This is a genomic window from Streptomyces sp. DvalAA-43, from assembly GCF_900091725.1.
GTDB classification, from domain to species: Bacteria; Actinomycetota; Actinomycetes; order Streptomycetales; family Streptomycetaceae; genus Streptomyces; species Streptomyces pulveraceus.
On the sequence record NZ_FMBW01000055.1, the window covers coordinates 1 to 26,218 of the forward strand.

Here is a 26,218-nt window from a genome sequence, read left to right on the forward strand (position 1 = left end):
GTGGCAGGAGGGGAGAGCAGATTGAGGAGGTTGCCCAGGATCTGCGGGTTGTAGATGTACGTGTTGCCGCTGCCGATCGAGACATCCGGGCCCTGACCGGCGGAGCAGGCAGAGCAGCCCTCGTCTCCGCCATAGCCACCGGAACCGGCGGCGGCCAAGCCCGCGTTGGCGAAGACAAGACCGCCGCAAAGAGCCGCGACGACAGCAATTTTCCTGATCACATTCCACCTCTTCCTTGGTGATTTCATGCCATTCTGCGGGTTGCGTGTGCGTCATACCGCTGGGCGGCCCGACCACCCGCGCGCCTTGAGGCAAGTTCACTCCATCGGCCCGATAGCTGGGGGTGTGCTTCTCCAACAGCGAGACCCGGGGGAACCCTCCCGGAGACTGCGGGCGACGTCGTCGTCCAGGGCGAAGACCTCGGACACTGGGTCACCGCCCAACGCCACGGGTGGGAGCGGCTGGCGGCCGCGCAGCAGTGGCTGCTGGAGAACACCCTCGGGATCGAGGCGGCCGAGAAGGAGAAGCGGCCGGTGAAGCAGACGCAGGATGGGAAGTGGGCGGTCAACCTCGCGGCGGCACGGGCGTTCCACGCTCGTGAAGGGCATCTGCGAGTCCCCCGGAAGCACGTTGAGGAGCTGGAGACGCAGGACGCACTGTCAGGTCGTCAGGGCGGCGCTGACGGGGCCGTGGTGGTCAAGCTCGGCACCTGGCTCGACAACGTCCGCAAACGAGCCGCCAAACTCCCCCAACAACGCCGGGCCGATCTGGATGCGCTCGGCATGCGCTGGTAGAGCGGGGGCGGCTGGCGCGACGTGTGAGAAGGGGCGGGCCTGTAGGGCCCGCCCCTCCTTCCATGATGCCCCGGGCGGGTGAATTTCCCTCCTCGCGTACGCGTGCACGGATCTAGATGCATACGCCCAACTAACGCTGAATTGCCGTTAGTTGCCATGCCTTGCGGCTTCTGTAACGTTCCGTAGGTCGAGTCGGGCCGACCGGACGCCCGAGGGACTGTGAGGAGACCGCCGTGGAGAACCGATCACCACTCGCCCGTGCCGAGGAGGCGAAGCGCCGCCGCGACCTGGGCGGGGAACTCGACGCGCTGGTAGGCGGGCACCGCGCACTGACCGAGGCGCCGTGGTACCCGTCCCGCCCCGGCGACCGGCTTCTGATCACTCTGGAAGCTGGCGACGCCGCCCCAAGCGGGGCGGAGCTGTACGAGGTCGTGGAGGGTAGCGGGGGCGGCATGGAGCTGCGCTTGATCGAGGTGTCGCCCGAGGGCGCCTCGGGAGGCTGGTATGCCGGGCCACCCGAGCCGTACGGCTCCAACCCGGTCGGGACACCGTGGATGGAGGCCGGCCCCGACCGGCTCACCATCACCCGGGACGGCGCGGTCGTCCACCAGGGCCGCCATGCCCTTCTCTGCCCCGGCACCACCGAACCCCGGGCCGCCGACCGGATCACGCCCGGTGCGTTCGCGCTGTCCCTGATCAGGGCGACGGCTCTCGATGAAGCCGCCAGGCACGCTCCGGGCACGGACGGACCACCGCCGGTCAACTGGGAGATGCACCGCACCCTGACGCAGATGCTGGAGAGGTGGCGGAAGGGCGGCACGCTGCGCGAGAGCTCGCTGCTGCTGGTCGAGTGGCTGGCATCCGAACTGTGCGCCTACGTCGTCGGGCAGGTCGGGGACCGGGCCAGGGTGGAACAGTGGCTGGAGGACTTCGGCGATGAGGTGTGCCGGGCGCAGCAGCACGCCCACCTGGCAGGGCCCACTGCGGTCGCGATCCTGTCGGTTGTCGCCGAAGACCTGGATCCCCGTCCGCAGGACCCTGCCGGAACCGAACGGCTCGTCCGCATCGGCGCCCTGTACCTGCGGTACTTCCGCGACGGCCACCAGGTCGAGGACGCACGGGAGATGGCCCTGACTTTCGCCCTGTGGGCAGGGTCGCAACTGGCGGCGCTCATGCTCCACGCCCCCGGGCGGATCACGTCTTACCTGGACGCCCGCGATCACGCGGTAGCGAAGCGGCAGGCCAAAACGGACGCACCGTAGGCGCGGACTGCGGCGTACCTCGTACCCCGGCGCGACGGCTACAGCATGTTGCTGACGGCGGCGGCCTAGCCGTCGACCAGTTCGCCGGCCAAGACAGCGACGTCGGCGACGACAGGGACGGTGGTGCCGGGGCCCTATCTGCCCAAACCAGCCACCACCGCATGCAGCACGCCCCTACGCTGAACCGGACGGCTCCACCCCGCCCCGCACCCTGGGAGGCCCCGTGTCACTGCCCGTGGAAGCAAGCCCGACGCCGCCGTCGTACCCGCCGAAGACTCCGCCACCTCCGAAGAAGCCGCCGAACCCGCCCCGGCCGAATCCGCAGGACCCGAAGCCCCCGCCCAGCCAGGTAGTGCCTACGGCCCGGCGCGGGGTGGGCATGGCCAACCGGCGCGGGGCGAACTGGGTTTTGGAGTCGGCGCCGTGGGCGGCGGGGAAGGCCCGGGCTGCGGTGGTGGAGCAGCTGGGGAAGTGGAAGTTCCGGGCGGCCCCCGCAGCGGTGGAGGCGGTGGAGGCGGTGACGACGCTCCTCGTGCAGGCCGCGGTCGCCGACGGGGGCACGACGGTGTCCGTACACCTGTCGGATCAGGACGGGCAGGCATGCATCCTCGCCCTTTCTCACCACACCGGTCTGGCCACTGGACTCGACGACACCGGTGGGGATGTCCTCCACCAGATCACCGCCCACCAACCCGTCACCGGGTGCGGGACCGACACCGGGCCTGACGGGCGCCGCATCTGGGCCATCGTCGAACTCTGATCCGCCCTGGACATGGCAGCGCGCCCGGCCGCTGGTCGGGGACGGAACTGTGCGCTGATGCCATATGTCGTCGAGCAGGTGGAGACGGAAGCGGGCTTGGCAGGCCGTCAGGCAGATGCTGACGGGGGCGTGGTGGTCAAGCTCGGCACCTGGCTCGACAACGTCCGCAAACGCGCCGCGAAACTCCCCGAGCAGCGCCGGACAGACTCGATGCTGTCGGTATGCGCTGGTAGGCGACGTGGGTCGGCTGGTGAGCCCGCTTGGCGCCCGCCGGTCGGCCCCTTCACTCTCCGCCCGCCGCGTCCAAGCCGTCGAAGAAGTCGGCGAGGGCGCGGCGTTGTGCTTCCTCGCGGGCGACCTGCCGGGCGAGGACGTCGCGGTCGATGTACGGGGCGACGGCGTTGAGGACCAGGCGCTGGAGTTCGGCCGGCTCCAGCGTCGCGGTCGCCAAATTCGCGTGGCACAACCGCGAAAGGCTCGGGCTGCTGCGAGTGCGGGATGACGCAATCGTGCTGCACGCGATGCGGTGGCCCGACGAGATCCGCAGCCCCGACTCCCTCAAGCCCAGGGACATCGACCTGGACGACGAGGAGATCGAGCGGGCCGTCCAGCTCACCGACACCATGGCCCTCGACGACATCTCCGGTTTCCGGGACGAGTACCGCGACGCCCTGGAGGAACTGATCGAGGCGAAGGCCGAGGGCACCGAGCTCCCGGAGCCGGCCGAGGGCGAGGAGCGGGAGACCGGGAAGGTCGTCGACCTGATGGCCGCCCTGAACGCCTCCGTCAAGGCGGCCAAGGAGAGCCGCGGCGAGCACAGCGGCCAGGACGCCACCGTCCACACGATGCAGCCACGCAAAAAGACCCCGGCCAAGAAGAAAGCCGCCACCGCCAGGAAGACCACCACGAAGACCACAGCCGGAAAGCGCACGGCGAAGAAGACCACAACAAAGAAGACTGCTGCCGAGAAGAAGCGCAACGCGTCCTGAACGGACGCCCGGGCGGGATGGTGATGGTGGGTCTGCCGCGGATCGCTCCGATGCTCGCGACACCAGGCGGCCTGCCGCCCGCGGTCACCGAGGAGCGGTGGGCGTTCGAGGTGAAGCAGGACGGGCAGCGGGCCATGGTCTACCTGCCGGGCGACGGGACGGTGCTCCTGCGGTCCCGGTCCGGGGCGGACATCCAGCTGGCAGCGGATCCTGGCTCAACCACGCCCGCGCCCTTCAGCTCGATGTGATCACCGCGCTGTCGGCCCCGGCCGCCCACGCGCGGGCCCGTCAAGCGGCAGCCGACATCGAGGCGGCCGCGGCCACTCACCCGGACATCAGCACGGTCACGGTAGTCAATGGCAACCACCAGGCGCTGCCCCGGATACGGGAAGAAGTGGCCGGCCTGACGGCCCAGGGGCGGCCGCTGATGCCCGTCCTTTGGCAGCCACGCCCGGTGGAACACGGTCCCGGACCGAGCCGACTGCCGGTGCCCGCTGGGCGGTTCGGGTCGCCTTCAGTTCCTTGAGCCGCGCGGCGTAGGCGAGGGCGATCTGCACGGTCTCGTCCAGGCCGGTGGTCTCCAGCCGGTCCAGGTCATCCACGGCCTAGACCGGGCTGGCCGTGCGCCACAGCTGAAACTCGCAGGGAAGCAACACGTTGATTCCCTGCGAGCCCCAGCGGAAGATCTCCGACTCAGGTCACTAGAGGTTGTCCCGTAAATGATCTATGGCGTGTTGGTTGACCAGCGTTGTTCCTGGTCAGCCAGCGAGGGTGAGGTTGTGGAGGCGTGCGATGCCGAGCATAGCGTGGTGGACGCCGTCGCCTTTGAGTCGACAGTCGCGGAGGATCTTCCAGCTCTTCATGTGGGCGAAGGTGTGCTCGACACGGGCCCGGACCTTGCGGTGGGAGGCGTTGTGGTCCTCCTTCCAGGCCGACAGTTCCTCGTCCTTGTGCCTGCGGTAGTGCGGGATGGTCAGGCCGGTGCCGCGATAGCCGCCGTCGGCGATCACCGTGGCAGTGGTGCCGACGGCAGCCTTCGCACCGGAGTCCTCCCAGGCTCTGCAGTCGTTGCGGTTACCGGGCAGCGGTCGGCCGACGGCGACCACCAGTCGGGTGTCGGCATCGATGACCACCTGGTGATGTCCCGCCTCGGTGTAGGGGGTCGATTCTGCGCGCGTGTGACGGGCTCCGCCGGGGCCTGGTGGGAAGTTGTGGGTTGGCTGGTCGTGCTGGTGCCTCTCGACGGTGCGGGCAGGGCGAGGCGGTGGAGCAATCAATGGTCCAGCGGTTCTCCGGTTTCGCGAACCGGGGAGCCACGGCTGTGTTCCGCCGTCCTTGCCCGAGAGGGGTGGTGGTCCCGTTTGGCCGGTTCAGTGGTGGAGCAGGTTGTTGGGATTGATGGTCAGTCAGGTCTCGGCCGTGGTGGTTTCCAGCGCGGCGGTGGCGGTGGTGAAGCCAGAGGTGTCCCCGGGGCGTGCCTCCCAGGGCTGGTCCCGGGTACCGGAGATGGCGGCTCGGAGTCTGCGCTGGACATGGGATCTGACTCAGATCATGTCCGTGCGGTCCCCGTGCGGTCCGCAGTTGCCCTTGTGAGGACTCTCATCTCATGTCAGCTCCCGGTAGGTTGTGATCTTGATCGGTTCCGCCAGGAGTGTCTCGACCGCGGTGGCGAGATGCTGGGAGTGCGCGCTCCGGTAGTGGCGCTGGAGGTCCTCGGTGTGTCGCCACCGCTCGATGGCGATGAATTCCTCCGGTGTTTCGATGCTCTGCTGGATGGAGTAGTGCAGGCTTCCCTCCTCGTTGCGAGTGGGTTCGACGACCGACTGAAGCAGTTGTGCGAGTTCTGCCTCCTTGCCCGCCCTGGCGATGACCCGGCCCACGACCGTTACTTCACTCATCGGATTTGCCTCTCTCGTTGTTCCGCTCGGATGGGTGTTCTCTGTTCGTCCTGTCGGATCGGTTCTCTACTGTCGCCGTCCGACCGCGGGGGCATGTCCATGGGCGGCGCCGATGGGGAGTGCGGGGAAGACCACGGACGGGTCGTCGAACAGGGAGGAGAGGTGGCCATCGGTGGTGTCGAGCAGACCGTGGTCCTGGAACGCCGGTGCGAGGCGGGCGAGCGTGAGCGCGTAGAAGCCGCGCTTTCCGCCGGGGACGAGGGGGTGTCGCCGCTGGTGTGTGATGCTCTCCAGACCGTGGGCGGCGAGGATCACCGGGAGGGTGCTGCCGAGCTCGGGGTGCGCTCCGGCGAGTGTCATCAGCCGGTGCACAGCTGTTGCGAACTCCAGGAAGGCTGTGGCCGTCTTCCTGTCCGGGGCCTGAGCGGCGGCGATGGCGAGTGTCTCGGTACTGACGTCGATCGCTTCAGCGAAGAGCTGCCCGTGTGGTGCCAGCGAGGGAATCAGCCGGGCCAGGACGGATTCGGGGTCCGGCAGATGTTCCAGTACGGATCTGGCGTGGATCAGATCCCAGGAACCAGGGGGCAGAGGATCGGTGGTGATGTCGTGTTCGATCACGTTGACCCCGGGATGGGCGGTGTTCCTGAGAAATCGCGGATCGGTGTCGGTCGCCACCACTCGTCCGGACTCTCCGGCCGTCGATGCCAGGCGACGGGCGATACTGCCGGCTCCCGCGCCGACTTCGAGGCACGACCACCCGGGTGCCGGGTCGACCTGGGTGAGGATTTCCTCGGTTCCGGGGTCGTAGACCTGCTCGATCGTGCGCAGGCGGTCGAATTCGAGATCCGCTCGGGCGGCTGAATCCAGAACGTAGGGGGTGGGTTGCGGATGGTGCGGATCGGTCATGGTCTGCCTCTCTCTTTCCTCCGGGCCCGGTGAGTGGTGCGGGGCCCGGCGCGAGTGTGAGCCGCCGGGGATCCGGGTCCCGATGGTCATCCGGCTTGCATGCCGAGTGAGCGAAGATGGCTGGTCACATCACCTGGGGTCTCGGTGGCCATCGAGATGTATCCGTCCGGCCGTACGAGGAACAGGCCGTGCGGAGCGTATGCGCGAGATGCGAACCCCGCGGTATCTGAGATGTCGTGGCCGACTCGCACCACACGGACCACCGCGGGATCCCAGGCGCCGACGGGCGGGGTCGGCGGGCTTCCGAACGAAAGAAGGGTGAAGTGCGGTCCACGGAAGAGGTCGAAGAGACGTACAGGGGCCCCGCTGAGGTCGGTACACGGAGCATCCGGTGCGCGGTCCCCCGCGTGGAGGGCTTCCTCGGCCAGAGCGGGGCGCATCTCCGTGTTGGGCGGGATGCCCCGGTATCCGAGTGCCAGGTGGTGCGTGGTGCGGTCACGGTTCGCGGCCAATTGTCGGACCTGGACCGACCCTTGGTGGATGCGGGTGCTCACTCCTAGCACTTCCGCCGCGGCCGGCCGGCGCTCAGCCTCGTAGGAGTCCAGGAGCGAGGGTGCTGCCTGGCTGGTTGCCGCGAGCGCCAGTTTCCAGCCCAGGTTGTAGGCGTCCTGGATGCTCGCGTTGATGCCCTGGCCGCCCGCCGGGGAATGAACATGCGCGGAGTCACCGGCCAGGAACACCCGGCCGACCCGGAAGTGCTCCGCGAGTGCCGCTCGTGCCCGGAAGACCGATGACCACAGCACCTTCCGCACCTGCAATCCTGTGCGGGCGGCCACCAGTTCGCGGACTCGCTCCGGTGCGGGGTCGGGGGTTCCTTCCGCGAACCGTGCGATGACCTGGAAGTAGTCTGTTCTGGCGACGGGACAGATGGCGGTCATGATGCCGGCCGAGTTGCCCCAGGTGTGCCAGTGCTCTCGGTCCAGTGCGGGAATATCGGCATCGGCCACGAGCAGGGGCCGGGTATCCACTTCTTCGCGGTCGAACCTCACACCCAGGATTCTCCGTACGGTGCTGCCGCCCCCGTCCGCCCCGACGAGGTAGTCGGCCGTGATCTCCTGCGTACCTCCGTCGGCCCGGACGACCTGGGCCCGCACCCCTGCCTCGTCCTGGGAGAATCCGGCGAGCCGCGATCCGAACTCGACGCCGTGGCCCAGATGCAGCAGCCGCTCGCGCAGCAGTTCCTGGGTACGCGACTGAGGAAGCATCAGAGGTTCGGCGTAGGGCGTGGACCCGGTGGGCTCGCCACGGGCGATGACGTCCCATTCCTTGATGATTCTTCCCTCCTCCCAGGCGACCATCGGTGGCAGTGGTGCTCCCTCCGCTTGTACGGAGTCGATGATTCCGAGGTCGTCGAATATCTCCAGGGTGCGCGGCTGGAGACCCTTGCCTCGGGACCCCGGAAAGGGGCCTGTGCCGGAGTCGATGATCCGGAAGTCGACGCGTCGGCGGGCCAGTTCTTCCGCCAGGACCAGCCCAGCAGGTCCTCCTCCGGCAATCAGAACAGATGTGTAGTGGCGAGTGCTGTCCACGGCATGTCCCCTTTCCGGCCCTCCGTCATGGTGATGCGGAGGAGGTCGCAGTCGGCCGCATGTGGATTCCCCTTTCCGGTGATTCAGGCCGCCAGGAGCCGTCCTTCCGCGGTGGGTTCGAACGTCAGGGTGAGCGATTCTGGGCCGCGGGAGTAGAAGCCGGTCTCCTCGTAGGAGGCGTCCTCGGGGAAGCCGATGTTCTCCATGAGGGCCAGCAGCATCGTCACGACCGTCTCCAGTTCCCTGCGCGCGAACGCTGCCCCGACGCACGAGTGCATGCCCGCGCCGAACCCGAAATGGTTCGCAGCGGCGGTGAAGGACCGTTCGGGGCCGAGGTCTGTGCGGTGGAGGTCGAAGGTGTCAGGCCGTTCGAAGACACGAGGGTCGCGGTTGGCGGCGGCGAGCATGCACCAGACCATGGTCTCGGCGGGTGGCGACACCGGAGATCTCGACGCTCTCCGCTGTTTTGCGGGGGATCAGTTGCACGGGCGGTGTGTAGCGGAGGGTCTCCGCGATGGCGTTGGTCACCAGTCCGGGATCGCTGCGGACCAGGGCCATTTGATCGGGGTGGGTGATCAGATGCCGGAACAGCAGGGCCAGTGTCTTGTCCGCCGGTTCGGTCGCGGCGAGGAGCACGTTGTGGCACAGAGCCGTGACCTCGTGCAGGCTCATTCTCCCGCTCTCGTACTCCGTGTGGCACATCAGCGAGATCACGTCCTGACCGGGGTTCTCACGCCGTTCCTCGATGAAGGGCCGCAGATAGTCCTCCAGTCGGCGGGCGCACTGGACGCAGTGCTGGTATCGCTCCTCGGTCAGAGTGACGCTCGTCACGAATTCGGCCACGCCCTGGAACCAGGTGTGCACATTGCGCCAGTCGTCTTTGGGCAGTCCAAGACTGTCCAGCGCGACCCAGATAGCCAGCTGCTGGCCGAAGTCCTTCACCAGGTCGAACCGGCCGCGCCGCAAATGGGGGCGGATGAGCTCCTCCACGTTGCGGCGGATGAGCGGGGTCTGATCTTCCAGCATCGGTCCGGTGTATCCGTGGATCATCGTTCGGTGCTTCGCGGTGTGTTCGGCTCCGGTCATCTGTGCCAGGACGCGACCGCGCATGACCGGCTCGGCGCGTTCTCGTAAGGCCTGGGTGGTGAAGATCTGGTCCTGGATCAGAACCCGGCGAACGTCTTCATGCCGGCTCAGGAAGTAGGCGCCGATGCCGGGTTCGTAGTGGACTGGGTCGCTCTCCCGCAGCTGGGGGTACCAGGCGTACGGGTCCCGAGCGAACTCGTCCGACAGGACACTGATGATGCGAGCAGTCGAATGCATGGTGTTCCTCTCTCACCGAGTTGGCCGTCACCAGGCCACGGGCAGACAGGCCGGACGGATGAACGTCAGATCACTCCTCCAGGGAATCTCGTACTCATCCACGGCCAAGCGCAGTTGTGGGAAGCGTTCGAACAGTGCGGGGCAGACGATGGTGAGAACCAGTCGGCTCAGGGCGTCGTCTGCCAGGGGCCCAGGACCCATGCGAAGGTCCGCGGGCCTGGCGACCGGACGATGGATGTCGAATTTCGCCGGGGTGGGGTAGTGCTCCTCGTCCCAGGCCGCGCCAAGGGGCGTCGCACATACCGCGTCTCCGGCCTTGATCAGAGTGCCGTGCAGTTCCAGGTCTTTGAGCGCGATATGGACAGGGCCGAGCACCGTGCCGGAGTGGTACCGGCGGAGTTCCCCGGCTGCCGCCCGCCACAGCAACGGATCGCGCAGGCACTCCCGTAGCGGTTTGGGGTGGAGCAGGAGCGTGAACGGTCCGGTCAGCAAAGCTGAGAAGAGTGACCTCGCACACCGGACGAGCAAGCCTGTCACCATGGTGTGCGGCGATTCAGCGTCGGCCTCCCGCTGTTCACAGGTCTTGAACAGCGCACCGGCCGCATCACTGCGGACGGGGCCGTCCCGGAGGTGTTCTGTGAGCGAGTGCAGGACCGGATGCCTGCTACCCGGATTTCCTGCCGGCTCTTCCAGAATCAGAAGGTTCCGCAATTCCTGAGGATCGAATGACAACCCGAAGACATCGCGACACACGGCGGCAGCCAGTGGCGCCGCCCATTGTTCCAAAAGGTCAGCAGGATTGCTCCCGGATTCCATGACGTCCAGGACGCGACCTGCCTGTTTCCAGATTGCCGCCCGGTGGATCTCCACCGTCGGCGTCGCGAAATATTCGGAGGCGGGCCGGCCGACCCGTGAAAATGTCCCCCCGCTAATCCCGGCCGGAGGGGACGGCGTTTCAGCGGCATCGCTCAGCCGTACGAGACCCGGGTCGGTCAATATCCGCAGGATGTCGTCCCGACGGGAGATCATCCACAGTCGCGATCCACCCGGAAGCTCGACCGGGCATACCGGTTGCCGTCGGCGTGCCCAGTGGATCACGGGCGGAGGCGTGCCCAAAGGGCCCAACACGAACGGAAACCTCAACGGTACTTCCGGTGTTATCGCCGGCATCGGGAGTTGCCTGAGCTGCCTCATCCCGAACCATCCGGCGGTACGGGCTCGGCCACGACGAACCCCTGTTGCGCGGCCGACCGCATCCCTGTCGCCGGACCGGCGAGCACGGCCGCGGCGAGCGCGATCCGCCGGTGGTAGACGAACACCGACGAAGCCACGTCAAAGATCGACGGGCTGTCCACAATCAGCGGCAACTCCGCGATCGGATAACTGACGCAGGCGTCGATCTGCTCCTCGCCGGGCTCCGTGTCCGAAATGGATCGGACCGCTTCCCGGGCAACCGCCCGGCAGGCCGCCCTGAGGGCGGGATCGACTCGGTATGCCGTCCTGGCCTGCTCACGCAACGCCGCGTACGCGGGTCGGCTCATCAGCTGAGTCCATGTGTGCACGTGCCTTTCCGGCGCGGACACGCCGGCGTGCGACAGGGCCAGCATCGCGGGATTTCTGAGCTGATTCACAGCCCGCCGCACACGGCCCACTGCCTCCAGCGGTCTGACGCCCGCAGCGGTGAGGGTATGTGCCGCCTCGAACCCGGGAACGAGAACGTCGACCCTCGTGAAATGTCCGGCTGCCCACTGGACCAACGCCTCCACCCGACTTGGTGTGTAATAGCCGTTGAACGGGCTCAGGCCCACGAGACAGTGGTCGGATATATCGGAAATCCGACGGCAATTCTCGCTCTGTGGTCGAATCAAGAAATCCACGATCATCGCCGTTCACCTGCATCTGTATTCCACGTTCTCATTCCAATACCTGTTCCGGTCGCCAGGTCTGAAAGCCCGCCATGAAACAGACGGCCTGAAGAAGAGGCGGTCGCCACACCGTCGAATTCTCACCCGACACCCTGCCCGAACGGCTCAAGTCATTTCGAGAGAGAACCTGCTTTCTCGTCACGGCAGCCCTGTGGGCGGCATACATACAACTCGACGGTCGAGTCGTACACATCACCCGCGATCACTCCGCAGTGCGCCGATGCCTCCTCGTTGTGCCATCACACGCTAGGGGATGTTATGAACATTCGATAGGCCTTGGACGGTGTCTCACATGGTGAGCTTTGCGGCTCTCCTGTAGCAGGTCAGAGCTGTGGCGAAGCCGAGGAAGGCAAGGAAGCAGCCACCTTTTCGTTCCTACCGGACGGTGCGGCGGCGGTGGCCGAACAGCCAGGAGACCGACCGCTCGATCTTCCAGCGATGCCGACCGAGCCGCTCGCTGGACCCGGCACCGGGGCGGGCGATCCGCGCGATGAGGTTCCGGCCGCGGAGCCGGCGGAGGTGCTCCGCGGAGTAGTTACGCCTTGTCCGCGCGGACCTTCACCGGCTTCCTCCGATTCGGCCCGGTCAGCGGGCCCCCCTTCTCGCCCGCCCCGACGCGGCATCGACGATCGCGGACGTCCAGTCCAGCTCGCCCCCGGCACCGATCTCGTTCAGTGCCGCCCGGTGCAGCCTGCGCCACAGCCCGGCCTCGGTCCACACGGTGAACCGACGGTGCGCGGTGGCCGGCGAGACATCGAACGACTCCGGCAGATGCCGCCACGCGCACCCGCTCGTCAGCACGTACACCACGGCCGTGAATACAGCCCGCTCGTCCACCGGGGCCGTACCCCCGCCCTGCGGACGGGATGTGAACCTCGGCATCAACGGAGCTGCCAGCTCCCACAGTTCGTCCGGAACCAGCCGACGCGACAGATCAACCCTCACGGAGCGATACTATGCCGCACCCCGAAGTGCCACGTGAGACACTCTCCTATCGCCGAATTGGCTGCGGCTCGGGAGGTTGCCCTCAATGGGCGACGGAAATCGTTATTGTGTTCGTAAATGGAAAAAGATTTCGAATTCACTCGCCTTCGGTTGTACTTCGAGCCCGGCGGCAGGGTCCTCGTCGGCCACGGATCTTCTTCACCGAGGTCCGCTCGGCTGGGCGGCACCACCTGGACTGTGGCACCCTTGCGGTGATGTCGACGCCTGCGCCTGGGGCCTCGCGCCCCGGCGTCGGCCGTGCGCGCTGCCCGCAGCTCCCGAAGCCCACTTCGGCCCCGCGGGATCGTCTCTCCGGCTGCCCAGGCTGAGCAGCCGGAGAGACGCATGGGGCTCCTGCGCGCCCTGCTCGTGCCGATCGACGCCGCGATCTCCCGCCGACGGACGACCACCGGAGCACCATCAAGCCCGTGACCTGCCCGAGCACTCTGCCCCCGCACCACGCCAGCGCCCGTGACCCGTAGATTTCAGGGTGGAATCAGCTCATGGGGAGTCAGGCGCGGGTGCGTCGGCCCCAGGCGGACAGGGTCATAAGGGCGAGGTCGGTGTAGTCCCCGCCTTCCAGCAGGTTCGTACAGTCCGCCAGCTCCTCGGGTGTGGTGAGACGTTCACGGACCAGGGCCGGACCGATTTGTTCCAGGGAGAGCCGCAGGAAAGCGTCGGCGTTGCCGTTCCTGCCCACCAGGCCCGGGGTGCAGCGGACGCCGATATCGGTCAGACCTGCCTGTGAGAGGAGTCCCGGCAGCGCCGTGCCCCATCGCTGCTCGGTGCGCATCACGGTCTCGGACAGGGTGAACACGGCGTTGAGGCAGCGCTGGTAGGCGTTCCGGGTGTCGGCCGAGGGATGGACCGCCATAACCGTCTCCACGCACACCCAGCCTCCCGGTGCGGTCCAGCGCACCATCTTGCCGAGGACTTCCGCTCGCTCCGGCAGGTGTTCCAGTAGCGCTCGGGCATGGACGAGGTCGAAGGAGGCCGCCGGAAAGTCCTCCTGGACGACATCGTGGCGTCGGACGGACAGGTTGGGCACATCCCGGGGCAGCAGGGCGGTGCTGATGTCGGTGCCCACGACCTCCCCCGGGGCGCACTGCTCGGCCAGCCAGCGCGCGACGGATCCGGCGCCGCCTCCGAGTTCGAGGCACCGCCAGCCCGGCTGGATGCCGAGACGAGTGATGACGGAGCGTGTGGTGGGGTCGAGGTACGCCTCAAGGGCCCGCAGCCGCGCCGTCTCCTGCGGGATCCGGTGGTCGAGGAGTCCCGCCCCGTACTCATGTGCCGAAAGCCCGTCGGCTGTCCCGGTCACGACGAAGCCTCCGGGGTGTTCCGTGGATATGCCAGCCGGCGTTCTCGTAGGCGCATGGAGAGGGCGTTGGGGGTGAGCGTGATTCGGCGGGCGGGGTGGACGGGCTGGCCGGGAACCGGGTCGAGCTGCCAGCGTGCGGCGATGGAGGCGAGGGCGAGTGTCGCCTCGTTACGGGCGAAGACCTCGCCGATGCACTTGCGCGGCCCGCTCCCGAAGGGCAGCAGCGTGCCCGGCGGGGCCTTGCCCGCGCCCTGCCAGCGATCGGGGTCGAAGGTGTCGGGACCGGGGTAGAGGTCGGCGCGGCGGTGGACCTGATAGGCGCTGAACATCATGGTGGTGCCCGCGGGGAGACGGTGTCCGCCCAGTACGGAGTCGCTGGTCGTGTTCCGGGTGAAAAGCCATGCCGACGGATACAGGCGGAGCGTCTCGGTGACGATCCTGTCGGTCACTTCCAGCGCGGGAAGGTCGGCGTGCTGTGCGGGGCGGCCGTCGAGGACGGTATCGACCTCGGCCTGGAGCCGGTCCTGGATGTCGGGATGGGTGCCGATCAGGTGCCACGCCCAGGAGAGCAGGATGGCGGTGGTGTCGATCCCGGCGAGGAGGAAGGTGAGAACCTGCTCGTGGATCTCGTCGTCGGACAGGCCCGGTCCCCTCTCCTCCTGAGGGGCCAGCAGGGTGGACAGCAAGTCGCCCCGGTCGACACCGGCGCGGTGGTTGGCGATCAGCGTGTCGGTGAGCCGCCGGACGTGGTCCCGGGCCCGGTCGAAGCGGCGGTTGCCGCGGGTGGGGAGCATGTCGGCCATCGGGACGGGCATCATGGCCCGTCGGGCGATGCCGCGGGTGATGGCCTCGACGCTGTCGTAGAGGGCGGCGGAATCGTGGGTGTCCATGTCGGCGGCGAACATGCACCGGGCCGTGACGGCCGTGGTGAGCCGGTACATCGCCTTGGTGACATCGAGGACCTGGCCGTCGTGCCAGGCACCGGTCAGTGCCGTGATCTCCTGGCTCGTCATCGCCGCGTATCCGGGCAGCCGTCCGCGCTGGAAGGCCGGCTGGACGAGCCTGCGTTGTCGGCGGTGGGCGTTGGCGGGGCAGCCCAGCAGACCGTTGCCCGCCAGTTCTCGGAACTTGTCGAAGATGGGCCCGCCCTTGTCGTAGACACGGTCCTCGGCGAGGACCTGGTGGAGCAGGTCGGGATGGCAGACCATGTGCATGGTCTGCGGCCCCAGCTTGATCCGTACGAGATCGCCATGTGCGGGAAGTTGTTTCACGAAATCCAGTGGTCTGCGGGCGAACGCGAGCGCGTGGCCCAGCACGGGCAGGGCTCCCGGGGCGGTCGCCATCGTGTAGGTGGTTGTCACGGTGGGCATGGCCTCCTGTGCTGTCGTGGATTGCGCCTCGTCTTTGTCAGTCCCGGGCGCGGGGTTCGCCGTCGGCGGGCTGCCCCGGCCGGGGCAGCCCGCCGACGGCCCGGACGGCCGGAGCAGGCGGGGCGGCCGCCGGAGCGCGCTCACCGGGTGGACGGGTCTGCCCGCCGGGACGGCTACCGGCGTTCGCCCGCCCATGCGGCGTCCGGAGTGCGCCACCACCAGCCGATCACGGCGGAATCGGGGGCCGATGCCCCACCCGCCGGCCGCGGATCCGGTGCGCTCGGGCCGAGAACGAGGCGCTCCCGTACCGGACCGGCATAACGCGTGGTGACAAGGCTGAAATCCAGATTGGCGCGTACCCAACGGCCGAGACTCCCGACGAACCGCCGGAGTTCGACACCGGCCTCCGGCGTCACCGTGCGCTCCCTCAGCTCGACGAAGCGACGCATCACCGTGTTGCGCAGCACGACGGCCTCCTGGAGCGCCTCGGCGGTCGTCGCCTGCCGCTCCGCCGCCAGCACATCCAGGAGGTTCACCTCCGCAGAGCCGTGCTGGGACTCCTTGTGATGCGAGAAGATATCGTTGTCGAGGGAGACGAGGACCGCGCACATCTCCACCAGAGCCCGGACCTCGGGCGTATCACGCGACTCCCTCGGCATCACGTATCCGCCTGCCACGTCCAACAGGGCGATACTGCTCTGCATCGCGCCGTTGCGCAGGCGGAGCAACAAATAATCATCCAACCTCTGGGGCTTCTCACCGATTCGTCGCCGCGACCGCTCCCAGACCAGAGCGGCGAAGTAGGACCGGACGGCGTCAGCCCAGTCGCAGAACTGCGTGGGCGTCGCGCATGCGGAGATGCGGGACGCTACATCACGGAGCGCCCAGGCATAGGTGTTGTCCGGCAGGAGTCCGATGTCTCCGGTTTCGGCCACCCTGTGAAGCCGTGCCAGGAAAGCCGCCCACTCGGTGACATCCACGTCCGCGTTCTCGGCCTCGTCGCAGTACTCGTCGTCAAAGGCGAAGAGCCAGGTGTGGTAATCAGCGAAGGCGGCGAACCCTTCCCCCTTGCCGTGCGGCACGACCCCCGCCGCGAGCGCTCCTGGCCGCATCGTCGAAAACCGTTCCCGGTGTTCCCGGCCGGAAGGGATTCCCTGCTTGCTGGCCCAGGTCATCGTGCTTTCATTGATTGCTGCGGCGGCCGGGTTCTCAGCCTTTTCGATGGGGCAGTAGAAAGTCAACTGGCTTAAGTTCTCAGGCATTTCGACCTCGAAAAGTGATTATTGATTGAGGAATCCGCCGACGGAAACGGTGCAACCCCAGTGGCGGGGTACAAGGTTGATGTCCGGAGGGAGGGGAGATAAACCTGGATGCATGATGGCTTTTGTCATAGTTTTTCGCAATCGAGGGCCTTGGGGGCCTGACGGCCAAGACCTCCAGCCGGAGCAGTGAAGTGCTAATCGAAGGCGAATAGCGCCGATGAGGGGAAACCGCCGGGCCGTCGCCAGAGCGGGCCGGGTGAGCCGTAGAGGAGTTGCTTGCCGGTTCCGATCGGCCAGTCATCGGCAGTGGCGTCAGCCGGCCGCCGCGTCGGTGAGGCCGGTGAGGTGGTCCGGTGGAGCTGCAGTGTCCCGTCCGTGTCGACTGTCTCGAACAGAGAGAAGTCGGTACCTTCAGCAAGCTTCCCGACTTTTCCCATGTCCTGCGGGACAAGGCGGTGATCGAGGGGTCATTTGTCCCGGAAGGGACCAGCCAGGCCCGTGACCTGCTGGATTCGCTGGGATCAAGCCGCTGACCTGCACAAATGTTCTTTCAGCTGTTTCACGGTCATGCCCGTTGACGCGGCCTGCAGTCCCAGGAAAGCCTCAGTGCACTCCCACTGCCCGCAGTCGCTCCGTCAGCGGTCGGCGTGAGTGGGACAAGGGCCGGCTTTCGCAAGGCGCCCGGCGCGTTGGCGGCGGGCTCCGGAGGTGAGGCGGGCTGATCGACCATGACGGTAGGAGTCCTCCTTCCAGCCGGCCCGCTTTCGCCGAGCACGGGGGCGGAGCGGCCGAGGTGTGGCTTTGACGGAGCGGTGGCCGTCGTACTTGGTGGATGCCGGGGTCTCTGTCAGCAACGGCGGATGAGACGGGACACCGACGCTGAGCCGTCAAGATCCCCCTCCTCGACGGGCGGGTGGACGACGACGGACAGCCGCGGCGTGCCGTTGTCGAGAGTTGCGGGTGGGAGGCCGTCGGGCGGCGATGTCCGTCCCGCCATCAGCGCGGTCACCGTCCGCAACCGCAGGGCCTCTGCCCTGACGGCGACAGAAACCGTGCGTCTCCCATCTGATCACTCACGCCCATCTCACCGACCAAAATCACAGGCATTTCGGATCAATAAACAGGACACGTTCCCGGCTGTCCGGATACTGCGACCTTTCCTCTATACCCGCCGGTCGTCGCATTCAGTGCCCTGAATTTTCAAGTTTCCTGCCCTGCGTGTTCTGGAACTTCGTGTCCTGTTCTCGACCTGCTCCAGGCAGTAGATGGGTTGACCAACTCGGACAGGGCAGGCGCCCATCACGAAACGAGTTTAAGGGGCATGAGTATGGTGTCAGCCGTTGAGCAGTACTCCGCCACTCCGAAGAGCGCGTACCAAGGGGCGGGGGCGGTAAGTCACTACATGTCACCGGGCCGCCGGGATCCGATGAAGCGCCTGTCGGAAGAGCCCGTAACACTCGGATTCCTCTCCACGGCGCTCGATTACCTGGGCCCCTGGAAACAACTCGCGTTTTAGATGTAGGAAGCGGTGCCGGTGAAGGGGTGAAGTTTCTCCTTTCGCTGGAGGAAACAGAGTCTTGGCATTCGCAGAGAAACAAGTGCTGCTACTGCGGGTTCGACCTGGACGGCGACCTATTGGATGTGGCACGTATCATTCATGCCCGACGCCCCGAGGTGAGTTTCCTTCAGGGAGATATGCGGGAGGATCCTCCGGAAGACCCTGCGCCCAGGTGGCCGCCTACGGCGAGGGCATGGCCGAACGTGTCAGGGCACTGTCCGGAGGCCACATCGATCGTGCCCTCGACGCGGCGCCGACCGGGGGCCGGATCGACCGCGCGGACCAGCCCAGCCCGGCCGGCGGCTCGCTACCGACCCTGATCAAGCTGACCGGGGATCCCGACCGTGTCCTCACCGTCTCGGACTTCGCCGCCGCGGCCGAGCTGGGCGTCCGGACCACCACCGAGATCCGCTATGAGCAGATGGACGAGTTCGCCCGGCTCGCCGGCGAAGGCACCTTGGTCGTACCGGTCGCCCGCACCTACACGCTCGACCAGATCCAGGAAGCGGCCGAGCTCAGCCAGTCCCGCCGACCCGGCGGCAAGCTTATGCTCGTCCTGTGATCGCCCTGACGGCCTGACAAAGCGAGACCACCTCGACGAGGAGCGGGGGCAGGCCTCTTTTCCAGGCCGACCTCGAAGCCGCTCCCGTGGGTTCGCCGCGAACCCACGGGTCAATCCCCGCGAATGGCGTCCCTGGACCCTCGGGTTCCCGCTGAAGAAGCTTCAGTTTCCGCGAACTCGCGGGGAGCACGGCCCTGTTCTCGTATAGCTACCGCCAGGTGGTGTGTAGTGCTGAGTAACTACTTGCAGCTGCGGTCGCGCTGCTGGAAGCCGGCGAAGTCGGCGTGTGCGGTCTCGGCGGCCTCGGTGTACGCCTGGGTCTTCTCGTGCTCGGCCAGGGCCCGGTAGATGCTGGATAGGCTGGGGCTCTGCCCTTTGCGGCGGCCGGTGGGGATGAGTAGGCCGGGGTGCCGGGCCGCCACGGCTGGCCGGGCCGCGGTCGGTGGGGGTGGGCACGCGCAGGAGTTTCGCGAGCTGGGGCACCTTCGTGAAGCGGCCGGTGTGGTAGGTCCCGGCGACCGCGCCGGAGCGGGAGCGGCCGGGTGAACCTGGCGATGCGTCACAGCGTGGGCAGGGGTGGCGCTCGACGTCGTCCGCTTCGGACGCGAGTGCGGTCTAAGGGTCCGCCATGGCGCTAAGCGCTGTCCCGTAAATGATCTACGGCAGGCTGATTGACCAGCGCTGTTTCGCGGTCATCCGGCGAGGGCGAGGTTGTGGAGGCGGGCGATGCCGAGCATGGCGTGGTGGACGCCGTCGCCTTTCAGGCGGCAGTCGCGGAGGATCTTCCAGGTCTTCATCCGGGCGAAGGCGTGCTCGACGCGGGCGCGGACCTTGCGGTGGCCGCCACCCGATCTGGCCGGTGTTCCCCTCGCCAGGGCGCGGTCACCCCGGCGATACCCCGGTGCGGCGCTTCCAACGAGCAGAGCACCCAACCGACCCGGCCCGTGGCTGCTGCCCCCGGCCATCGACCACCCCGACCGCTCAACGCCCTGCCCGCCGAGCGGAGCGCCGCCGGTCGGCCACCACCAGGGGACGCATACGCGCTCACAGCCATTCGTTGATCGAGGCGACCACGACGACGGCCTCGAACCGCACGGCGAGCTTCTCGAACCGCGTCGCCACCGCCCGGTTGCGCTTGAGTCGGCTGATCGCGCACTCCACCGCGTGGCGGGCCTTGTAGTCCTCCCCGTCGAACGCCGGCGGGCGCCCGCCCGAGCGACCCCGCCGCACGCGGTTGCGGACCTGGTCGGCCGGCTCCGCGATCGTGCACCGGATACCCCTCCTGCGCAGGTAGGCGCGGGTTGCGGCCGACGAGTACGCCTTGTCGGCCCGCACCCGCACCGGAGTCCGCCTTGGCCGACCCGGGCCCAGCCGCAGCACCCGGATCGCCTCCAGCACCGGCACGAACTGCGGACTGTCACCGCTCTGACCTGCCGTCACCAGCAACGACAGCGGCTTCTGGCCCTACTCGCACGCCAGATGGATCTTCGTGCCGAACCCGCCCCGCGACCGGCCCAGCCCGTGGTCGTCCGGCTCGCGCACCACCCCGCCGGGCGGCTCCTTCTGCCCGGCCCCGTCCCGGCGCGCACCGGCCGCGTGCTGGTGGGCCCGGCAGACCGTCGAGTCGACACTCACCTCCCACACGATCAGCCCCGCCGCATCCGCCCGCTCCTGCAACAACGTCAGCACCCGCGCCCACGCCGCTTCTGTGGGGGTAACGACCGTCACGAGGCGTGGGTTTCAGTCTTTGTGCAGCTCAGCGTCGGCATGGTCGACGCTATCCAGCGCAACAGGTGTGGTGCTAGCCACTTGAGAGTGAACATGCTGCTGCCAGGCTGACTTGAGGAGCCCTCGGCTGTGGCAAACTGAGCTCATGGAGCACAAGACGAAGAGCCGAGCGCCCAAGCGCCGGTGGATGTCTATGCTCTTTGCCGCGTTCGTAGGGGACTTGATCGCCCTCTGCTCTGGTCTCGTATTTGCGGCGGCGTCCGCAGTTACGGTCTTGGGTGTCAGGTTCGAGATTCCGAATCGCACCGAGTCCCTCTGCCGCGTTGGCAGACCAGGTCTCATCGCGCTGCGCCCATAGAACTGGACCTCCCCCTCTTTCTGGGTGGAGCGGACCTTTGTGCGTGGGAGCGCCTTGAGGAGCAGGGTCTCCTCCACCCTTCACGGGTGAGAGGAACGAACGGCGATGCCTTTCTGGAAGAGGAACAACAGCTGTCCCAATCGTCAGCAGCCGGAAGCTCCGGCGGCCCGGATCACCAACGCTGGCGGTGATCCTGACGGTGGATCGCCGCCCCGGTCTGAGCAGGACCTGGGAGTCGCTGGCGCTGCCGCCCGTGGGGCGGCTGGCGGTGTTGCGAAGGGGCTTGGCCTCGGTGTGGGTGCATGGCTGTGGACTGAGGCGAAGAGCTGGTTCGATATCGGCGGAGAGCAGTAGCCTCGCGACATGTGAGAGGGCAGTACGTGACGTGCTGCCCTCTCAGCAGACACTGAGCGCCAGCCGATGCGCCGTCCAGGTCAATGACCGTGGGTCCACCATTGGATGACCAGCAGTCCGGCAGGTCCCAAGGACGCCGCCACGCTGAGGGCGGCGCGACGGAGCACTTCGTGGCGCGGAGCTGGTGAGGGATGCGTCCTCCGAGGGCGGTGGAGGTGGCTGGGGTGCCGCTTCGGCATAACGAACTCCTTTGTGGGCCGGGGCGATCCAGTCGATACACCCCGTGGCGTTGCCTCCTGACGATGCAGCCCGCACGGACTGTCCAGCAGCCCCCCTGGACGAACCCTGGACGGGTTCGGGACGATCGGCCGTTTCACGGGTCCGGGGACCGGGCCTTGGGTACCGTTCCTGGAATGCCGACCAATAACGCCAGTTCGTCCAGTACATCGGAACCCGTGGCGTCGTTCTGTCAGCGCCTTCAAGAGCTGAGGTTGTCTTTCGGCGCCTCTGTCAGGGACATCGAACGGAAGACCAAAGAGCTCGGGGTCCCGTATCCAAGGTCCACCATCCAAGCGAAACTGGCGGGCGTGCATAAGCCGGATTGGCCGTTCGTGGCTGCTTTTGTTCAGGCATGTCACGAGTGTGGTGGCTCGTCTGAAGAGCCGGACCTCAAGTCCTGGCACCAGAAGTACCTGACGATGATGCGCGAGCATCTGGTCGTGGTCCGCGCCGCCGCCGATGACCTGGGCGACCCTGAACGCGGCAGATTCATGGCCGACCTGACGGACGTCCTGGAAACGCTGCCGGTCGAAGATCTGACGCGGGTGGCTCGCGAGTCCGGCATCGACATACCCGTGCCGGACGGCGAGGTGAACGCCCGCCTGGTCATTCAGAGCGTTCGTTCGGTCGGCCAGTTCATCAGGCTGATCGACGGGTGCTCGGAAGGCGGTGGATGGGCGCGATCCTGGCAGTTTCAGGCGGACCGCATGCAGGCGGCCCTGGACCGTCCGGAGGCGATTTCCATCGTGGTGGTCTTCAAGAGCACCGGCGAACGGGTATTGGTCAGCCTCCCCGCCGACATGGAAATTGAGAGCGCGGCAAAACACATCGTCGGTGAGATATTCCTCCGTGAACTGCCCGCCCCGCGCCGTGCCCTCTATATCACCGACACCAATTTCTCCCTCACGCACAACGGGACGGAGTACAGGTCTGGAACATTGCAGAGTGTGGGCGTCAGGGAGGGGGACGAGGTCTCGGTCACCAGCATGATGACGTACCCATGGGCGCACAACATCGACTATGCGGCCGCGTTGCGGGAGGCCGACATGGGGGTGGCGGAGGTAGACCCCCACTATTGCCTCATGGGGAACGTTCGGAGCACCGTCGTCGCAAGAATGCGTGCCTACGGGTTGACCTTGTGCGGCGGGCCTGGGGGCGAATTCATGAGTCGCCGTACCTCCCCCATCTATTCGGACTTCCTCTGGAATGAACGGGAGGCCGGCTAAGTTGCCGCTTGCTGCAACGCACGCAGGTCATCCGGCCTGCGCGGGTGGTGCGGCCTTCGGAAGCCGTCTTCCCTGCAGGCCAGCCGCCCGGTCAGACCGCAACCAGCCCGACAGCCCCACCCGAAAGCCCGAAACGGGCATCACGTCACGTACTGCCCTCTGAAGGGGCGGCCGACTTGGTCGGCCGCCCCTTCGCGCGTTGTCGGTCATCCGCGCTGATTTAGGGATCGAGTCAGTTCACGGTTGGCCGCTCGTGCCGCTTCAAGCTCGGCCTGCCGTTCTTCGAGCTGACCAGTGAGGTCCACGTTGGCCTGCTCCAGGTGGGTGATTCGGCGTTGGAGTTCCTCGATGTCGGCGGTCACCCCGAGCCCGGATTCCTTCCAGGCTTGGTCACCGAGGAGTTCGGAGAGCCGGTCTTCGAGCTGCCGGACGCGGGCGGTGAGCCGGACGTTGCGGTCCTGCGCGTTGGCCAGGTCTGCCTGCAATGACGCCCGAGTCACCTGCGTGCCGCTCTCCAGCCCGACGGCGGGTGCGGCTTCTGCGGCGTGGATCTGGGCCAGCAAGTCGCGGTGCCGATAGAAGAACGTGCGGTCGACGCCGGCTTGTCGTGCGATGGCGGAGACGCTGAGCGATTCGCCTTTCCTGATCGCCTCGTGGAGGGCCTTCACGACCCGTTCCCGGCGGCGGGCAGAGTCGGCCCGCCGTCCATCGATCATCGGGGAGCTCGTGATCACGCACCTCGTAGTTCTTCGGGAGGCAGGCCGATGCTGGGCATGCCCAGCATCACGGAGCGGGTGGAGCGGACGATCTGGACTGCTTGCATGATCTGGGCTTGTTCTTCCGGGGTCAGGTCGTCGAGTTCTTCCTTGACTCGAGCGATGAGGCGCCGGACGCGGCGGATCTCTTCGTCCGAGGGCATTGCTTCCGAGCGGGCCCACTCGTCCGCCTCGAAGGTGCTGATGAGCTTTTCGCGGCTTCGCAGCAGGTCAGAGAGGTAGTTCTCCAGGTCGGGGAGGTAGGAGACATCCGTGCGGAAGTGGCCGCATCCGACACAGCGAAAGCGCATGGGGCAGGCGTGTCCGCCGGCGGCCACGTTGCTCGGCTCGGTGCAGACGCCGTATGGCACGCTGATCTCGCCGATGGAACGACGGTCGCGCTCGGAGTCGAGGAGCGAATGGACGTCCCGCCAGGTTCGGTTGCCGTGTCGGTCGAAGTGCATTGCGGTGACCCGGTCGACGGCTTCGCGGCGCCTTTCGTCCCGAACACGGTAATAGCGTTGAGTTGTGGTGAGTTGCCGGTGATCCATAAGCCGTTGCAGCACGTCAGGATGGACGCCGGCGTCCGCGTGTCGCTGGGCGTATGCGTGACTTGTGTCCGCAGAGGCTGTGTGCGGACGAGCGCGTGTTGCCATTGACCAGTGGGAATCCCGTCGGCATGTTCACCACGTTCCTTGTCGTGTGTGTTGCATTGCCGGGCCCTTGATGTGACGCGAGTCACTCGGGCATCAGATCTCGATCCGCCGTTTCCACCATGGGAGGTCGTGCGGTGCGAACGGGTCGTTGACCGTCCGGGCGATGACCCGATCGTCGAGAGGTCGGAGCTCCCTTCGCAGCTCACGACGGGCCCGGGGCCGGAGAGAATGAATGGCTCGCTCCAGCAGCGTCCTGACGTGGTAGTAGCCGCTGCGCAAGTTCGAGTCATCGTGTCCGTAGTCGGGCGCCGGGTCTCGACGCGGACGCCGCCCTGTGCATGCCCATCGGCGGAATGCGTGGGCGACGGAACCGGGGTGCAGACCGTGGGCGCGTTCGAAGTCGGCGATCTGGCGATTCGCGGCGGGCGAGAGTCGTCGAATGACGGGAGGTCGCCGGTGCATAGCTCCAGGTCGGGATCGGGTGGCGCGTGGCGGTAGTTGTGACCTGATCTCGCCCGGTGATCGGCGAGGCATGGAGACTTCCAGGGGACTGGTCCTCGAAGGGTTCCGGCCGACCTTAACGGCATGTAGCTGGTGACTTCAATGGCATGGGCGGACGCTGGTTCCAGCGGGTAATTCGCTGGTGTCACCCCAGTCACGGGCTGCATCGTGTGTCCTTACGTGGTGAGGGAAGGTGGACGGCGTGAAGACAAGACTGCGCGCCTTGCGTGCCGGTGACCGCGGATGCGCCTGGACGGCCAGGATCTGCCATGTCCAGGGAGGGAGCGACTGTCACCGGGGCATCCGCTTGCGGGTGTGGGGTTCCGGAAAGAACGGCCGGGTGCTGCAGGTGGACCTGCTGTCGAAGGCTCTGCCGGGGCCGTGGGGCGCCTGCGCGACGGACGGCACCTATCCGACCTCCCGAGACGTACGGGCCGTCGTTGAATACGCACTCGTCCACGGATGGGAGCCGGACGAGGTCGGAGGGGTGTTCCTGCTGACTGAGAGCGAACACGCGACGGCGTTCGAGCTCCCCGAGTTCCTGATCACTGATCGGATTCGGAACCCGGACGCACCGGATCCAAGCGCTCGGGTGCTTGCCCTGCCGGCGCGGTGACCGCAGTGGACATCAGCTGCACGAGCCGATCACTGCGGTCCGGGCGGTGGACAGTCGCGTCACCGACCCACCCTGGGCGGCCATGGTTCGAAGGTGGATGATCTCCTCGTGCTGGGCCGCGAGCCGGGCGAGTGCCTGGACGCGGAATTCGCCGAGCTCCACGTTCGCGTTGTCCAGTGCGACCAGTCGTCTCCTGAGCACGGTCACCTCTGCTTTGAGACGAGCGATCTGCGCTTCGCGCGGGTCAGGAATGTCCCCAGCCTCCTGCAGGGTCCGCAGACGGCGTTCGAACTCCTCGCGGAGGTGGGCATAGGGCCGGGTGCCGTAGAAGGCGGTGCGGTCCACGGCGGCTTCGCTGGCCAGGGTTTTGATGTCGCATCGGCCGCCGGGCGGGATCTCGCCGCGCAGGAGCCGGTCCGCGGCGGCCCGGATGCGGTTCTCGTTCTCGGCGCGCTGGCCTGCGGTGATTCTCATGCCGGATCCTCGAAGGGGTTGGTTGTGGCGGCGTCGATCTCGGCGACGACGCGCATCGCGCGGTCGTAGTCGGCCTGCAGCCTGGCGTGTTCGGTTCGGCGTGTGGTCCCGAGGTTGCCGAGGAACGTCTTTGTCCGTTCGGCGTGCTCGGCCCAGATGGGCCGGTGGCAGGGGTGGTGGGTGGCCTGCGGGCAGCGGGCGGAGTCACACATCCCGACCAGTGGCCGGCCGGCGGTGGGGGTGCCGGCGAGTTTGAGGCAGAGTGCCCGGGAGGGGTCGGTGAACCAGCAGAAGTTCGCCGGGCCGATGTGCAGGGTCTTGGCGCGCTTGGTCAGCAGGTTGAGGATGTCGCGGTCACTGCGCTGGGTCTTCGGCGCGGGCGCCGTCGAGGGTTCAAGCTTCTCGTCGACGCTGGCGAAGAACTCGGTGAGGCTGCGGGCGCCGGGCCCGGTCGGCAGAACGCCCTGCTGGTAGTTTTGGAACTCGGCCAGGATCAACTCCAGGTTCCGGTCGGCTTCGTGCTTGTTGACCTCGGCGAGAAGCTCGGCCTGCGCGCCGCCGGGGCGCGATAATGGTGGAGTCGGGTATTGGAACTCTCCGAATGCCTCGGCCCCGAGGTTATCGTGGGTTGCTGTAAGCCGTAAGGGTTGTAAGGCATGCGGTTGTACGCTGGTCCCCGTCGCTGCGGTTTTCACTCCGCAGCTCAGTCGGCGAGTGCGCAGGCCCTCTGACCAGGGCGGCAAAGAGTTTCGATCGAGACTCTTCGTC

General features: G+C 67.1%; 25 protein-coding genes and 5 pseudogenes. 8 read left to right on the forward strand and 22 right to left on the reverse strand.

Features of this window, described 5'->3' with window-relative positions; all coding sequences use genetic code 11:
* Window positions 1-221 (reverse strand): hypothetical protein (locus GA0115234_RS41870; RefSeq protein ID WP_141718455.1); only part of this gene is annotated, 221 nt, incomplete at its 3' end.
* Window positions 222-533: 312 nt separating this feature from the next.
* On the opposite strand from GA0115234_RS41870, the gene GA0115234_RS43590 reads away from it, so the two are divergent.
* The 3 genes from GA0115234_RS43590 to GA0115234_RS23080 all read left to right on the forward strand — a co-directional run bounded on the left by GA0115234_RS43590 (window position 534) and on the right by GA0115234_RS23080 (window position 2,816).
* Complete coding sequence (locus GA0115234_RS43590; protein WP_256088780.1) at window positions 534-794, forward strand: helicase associated domain-containing protein; 261 nt, start codon at window positions 534-536, stop codon at window positions 792-794.
* 233 nt (window positions 795-1,027) lie between these two features.
* Window positions 1,028-2,056: a hypothetical protein gene (locus tag GA0115234_RS23075; RefSeq protein ID WP_093544811.1), complete on the forward strand. Its 1,029-nt coding sequence runs from the start codon at window positions 1,028-1,030 to the stop codon at window positions 2,054-2,056.
* Window positions 2,057-2,435: 379 nt separating this feature from the next.
* Window positions 2,436-2,816, forward strand: a complete 381-nt coding sequence (locus GA0115234_RS23080; RefSeq protein WP_237541639.1) for a hypothetical protein — start codon at window positions 2,436-2,438, stop codon at window positions 2,814-2,816.
* Between the two features lie 283 nt (window positions 2,817-3,099).
* Here GA0115234_RS23080 and GA0115234_RS42405 read toward each other — a convergent pair whose 3' ends face one another.
* Window positions 3,100-3,282 (reverse strand): hypothetical protein, encoded by a 183-nt coding sequence (locus tag GA0115234_RS42405; protein ID WP_176729245.1) that lies wholly within the window; start codon window positions 3,280-3,282, stop codon window positions 3,100-3,102.
* On the opposite strand from GA0115234_RS42405, the pseudogene GA0115234_RS23085 reads away from it, so the two are divergent.
* Window positions 3,227-3,805: pseudogene (locus GA0115234_RS23085) on the forward strand (Ku protein); the annotation flags it as partial. The gene GA0115234_RS42405 and the pseudogene GA0115234_RS23085 overlap by 56 nt on opposite strands.
* A 23-nt stretch (window positions 3,806-3,828) precedes the next feature.
* Window positions 3,829-3,999: pseudogene (locus GA0115234_RS23090) on the forward strand (ATP-dependent DNA ligase); the annotation flags it as partial.
* A gap of 564 nt (window positions 4,000-4,563) precedes the next feature.
* On the opposite strand, the pseudogene GA0115234_RS23095 reads toward GA0115234_RS23090, so the two are convergent.
* From GA0115234_RS23095 to GA0115234_RS23150, 12 genes and pseudogenes are all read right to left on the reverse strand, one after another.
* Window positions 4,564-4,986 (reverse strand): annotated as a pseudogene (locus tag GA0115234_RS23095) (transposase); the annotation flags it as partial.
* A 423-nt stretch (window positions 4,987-5,409) separates the two neighbouring features.
* Entirely contained in the window at window positions 5,410-5,703 is a 294-nt protein-coding gene (locus tag GA0115234_RS23100; RefSeq protein WP_093544814.1) for a putative quinol monooxygenase, read from the reverse strand.
* 66 nt (window positions 5,704-5,769) lie between these two features.
* A complete protein-coding gene (locus tag GA0115234_RS23105; RefSeq protein ID WP_161275645.1) occupies window positions 5,770-6,609 on the reverse strand; it encodes a class I SAM-dependent methyltransferase in 840 nt (279 codons plus the stop codon).
* 86 nt (window positions 6,610-6,695) lie between these two features.
* Window positions 6,696-8,198, reverse strand: a complete 1,503-nt coding sequence (locus GA0115234_RS23110) for an FAD-dependent monooxygenase (protein ID WP_093544820.1) — start codon at window positions 8,196-8,198, stop codon at window positions 6,696-6,698.
* Window positions 8,199-8,281: 83 nt separating this feature from the next.
* Entirely contained in the window at window positions 8,282-8,605 is a 324-nt protein-coding gene (locus GA0115234_RS43595; protein ID WP_256088781.1) for a cytochrome P450, read from the reverse strand.
* A complete protein-coding gene (locus GA0115234_RS23115; RefSeq protein WP_256088782.1) occupies window positions 8,559-9,521 on the reverse strand; it encodes a cytochrome P450 in 963 nt (320 codons plus the stop codon). The genes GA0115234_RS43595 and GA0115234_RS23115 overlap by 47 nt, the downstream gene beginning before the upstream one ends.
* A gap of 27 nt (window positions 9,522-9,548) precedes the next feature.
* The gene (locus tag GA0115234_RS41450) at window positions 9,549-10,550 is read right to left on the reverse strand and encodes a cytochrome P450 (protein WP_161275646.1); all 1,002 of its coding nucleotides are present in this window, start codon (window positions 10,548-10,550) and stop codon (window positions 9,549-9,551) included.
* Between the two features lie 161 nt (window positions 10,551-10,711).
* Window positions 10,712-11,404, reverse strand: coding sequence for a tRNA-dependent cyclodipeptide synthase (locus tag GA0115234_RS23130; protein ID WP_093544829.1), 693 nt, complete (start codon window positions 11,402-11,404; stop codon window positions 10,712-10,714).
* 330 nt (window positions 11,405-11,734) lie between these two features.
* A pseudogene (locus tag GA0115234_RS23135) lies at window positions 11,735-12,391 on the reverse strand (transposase).
* Window positions 12,392-12,941: 550 nt separating this feature from the next.
* Complete coding sequence (locus tag GA0115234_RS23140) at window positions 12,942-13,751, reverse strand: class I SAM-dependent methyltransferase (protein ID WP_093544832.1); 810 nt, start codon at window positions 13,749-13,751, stop codon at window positions 12,942-12,944.
* Window positions 13,748-15,121, reverse strand: coding sequence for a cytochrome P450 (locus GA0115234_RS23145; protein ID WP_237541640.1), 1,374 nt, complete (start codon window positions 15,119-15,121; stop codon window positions 13,748-13,750). The genes GA0115234_RS23140 and GA0115234_RS23145 overlap by 4 nt, the downstream gene beginning before the upstream one ends.
* A gap of 173 nt (window positions 15,122-15,294) precedes the next feature.
* Window positions 15,295-16,383, reverse strand: a complete 1,089-nt coding sequence (locus GA0115234_RS23150) for a terpene synthase family protein (RefSeq protein ID WP_141718456.1) — start codon at window positions 16,381-16,383, stop codon at window positions 15,295-15,297.
* Window positions 16,384-18,134: 1,751 nt separating this feature from the next.
* Here GA0115234_RS23150 and GA0115234_RS23160 point away from each other — a divergent pair.
* Window positions 18,135-18,503 (forward strand): zinc-binding dehydrogenase, encoded by a 369-nt coding sequence (locus GA0115234_RS23160; RefSeq protein WP_237541641.1) that lies wholly within the window; start codon window positions 18,135-18,137, stop codon window positions 18,501-18,503.
* 239 nt (window positions 18,504-18,742) lie between these two features.
* Here the strand turns inward: GA0115234_RS23160 and GA0115234_RS41875 are convergent, their stop codons facing one another.
* From GA0115234_RS41875 to GA0115234_RS43605, 4 genes and pseudogenes are all read right to left on the reverse strand, one after another.
* Window positions 18,743-18,925, reverse strand: coding sequence for a hypothetical protein (locus GA0115234_RS41875; RefSeq protein ID WP_141718457.1), 183 nt, complete (start codon window positions 18,923-18,925; stop codon window positions 18,743-18,745).
* 270 nt (window positions 18,926-19,195) lie between these two features.
* A pseudogene (locus tag GA0115234_RS44405) lies at window positions 19,196-19,513 on the reverse strand (transposase); the annotation flags it as partial.
* 34 nt (window positions 19,514-19,547) lie between these two features.
* Window positions 19,548-19,949 (reverse strand): transposase, encoded by a 402-nt coding sequence (locus GA0115234_RS43600; RefSeq protein ID WP_237541643.1) that lies wholly within the window; start codon window positions 19,947-19,949, stop codon window positions 19,548-19,550.
* Window positions 19,950-19,967: 18 nt separating this feature from the next.
* Complete coding sequence (locus GA0115234_RS43605) at window positions 19,968-20,231, reverse strand: hypothetical protein (protein WP_237541644.1); 264 nt, start codon at window positions 20,229-20,231, stop codon at window positions 19,968-19,970.
* A gap of 1,125 nt (window positions 20,232-21,356) precedes the next feature.
* Between GA0115234_RS43605 and GA0115234_RS23180 the strand changes: the two genes are divergently transcribed.
* Window positions 21,357-22,448 carry a hypothetical protein gene (locus tag GA0115234_RS23180; RefSeq protein ID WP_141718458.1) on the forward strand — a complete coding sequence of 364 codons (1,092 nt, stop codon included), beginning with the start codon at window positions 21,357-21,359 and terminating at the stop codon, window positions 22,446-22,448.
* A 206-nt stretch (window positions 22,449-22,654) separates the two neighbouring features.
* On the opposite strand, the gene GA0115234_RS23185 is transcribed toward GA0115234_RS23180, so the two are convergent.
* Both GA0115234_RS23185 and GA0115234_RS43610 read right to left on the reverse strand, forming a co-directional pair.
* Window positions 22,655-23,182: a DUF6262 family protein gene (locus GA0115234_RS23185; RefSeq protein ID WP_256088783.1), complete on the reverse strand. Its 528-nt coding sequence runs from the start codon at window positions 23,180-23,182 to the stop codon at window positions 22,655-22,657.
* The gene (locus GA0115234_RS43610; protein WP_237541646.1) at window positions 23,179-23,769 is read right to left on the reverse strand and encodes a hypothetical protein; all 591 of its coding nucleotides are present in this window, start codon (window positions 23,767-23,769) and stop codon (window positions 23,179-23,181) included. The genes GA0115234_RS23185 and GA0115234_RS43610 overlap by 4 nt, the downstream gene beginning before the upstream one ends.
* 931 nt (window positions 23,770-24,700) lie before the next feature.
* On the opposite strand from GA0115234_RS43610, the gene GA0115234_RS23195 reads away from it, so the two are divergent.
* Window positions 24,701-24,976 (forward strand): hypothetical protein, encoded by a 276-nt coding sequence (locus GA0115234_RS23195; RefSeq protein ID WP_202554070.1) that lies wholly within the window; start codon window positions 24,701-24,703, stop codon window positions 24,974-24,976.
* Between the two features lie 12 nt (window positions 24,977-24,988).
* Here the strand turns inward: GA0115234_RS23195 and GA0115234_RS23200 are convergent, their stop codons facing one another.
* Together GA0115234_RS23200 and GA0115234_RS23205 are read right to left on the reverse strand one after the other, a co-directional pair.
* Complete coding sequence (locus GA0115234_RS23200) at window positions 24,989-25,450, reverse strand: hypothetical protein (RefSeq protein ID WP_093544850.1); 462 nt, start codon at window positions 25,448-25,450, stop codon at window positions 24,989-24,991.
* On the reverse strand, window positions 25,447-26,145 hold the full coding sequence (locus tag GA0115234_RS23205; protein ID WP_202554071.1) for a hypothetical protein: 699 nt from the start codon (window positions 26,143-26,145) through the stop codon (window positions 25,447-25,449). Before GA0115234_RS23205 ends, GA0115234_RS23200 begins: the two co-directional genes overlap by 4 nt.
* Window positions 26,146-26,218: the final 73 nt, after the last annotated feature.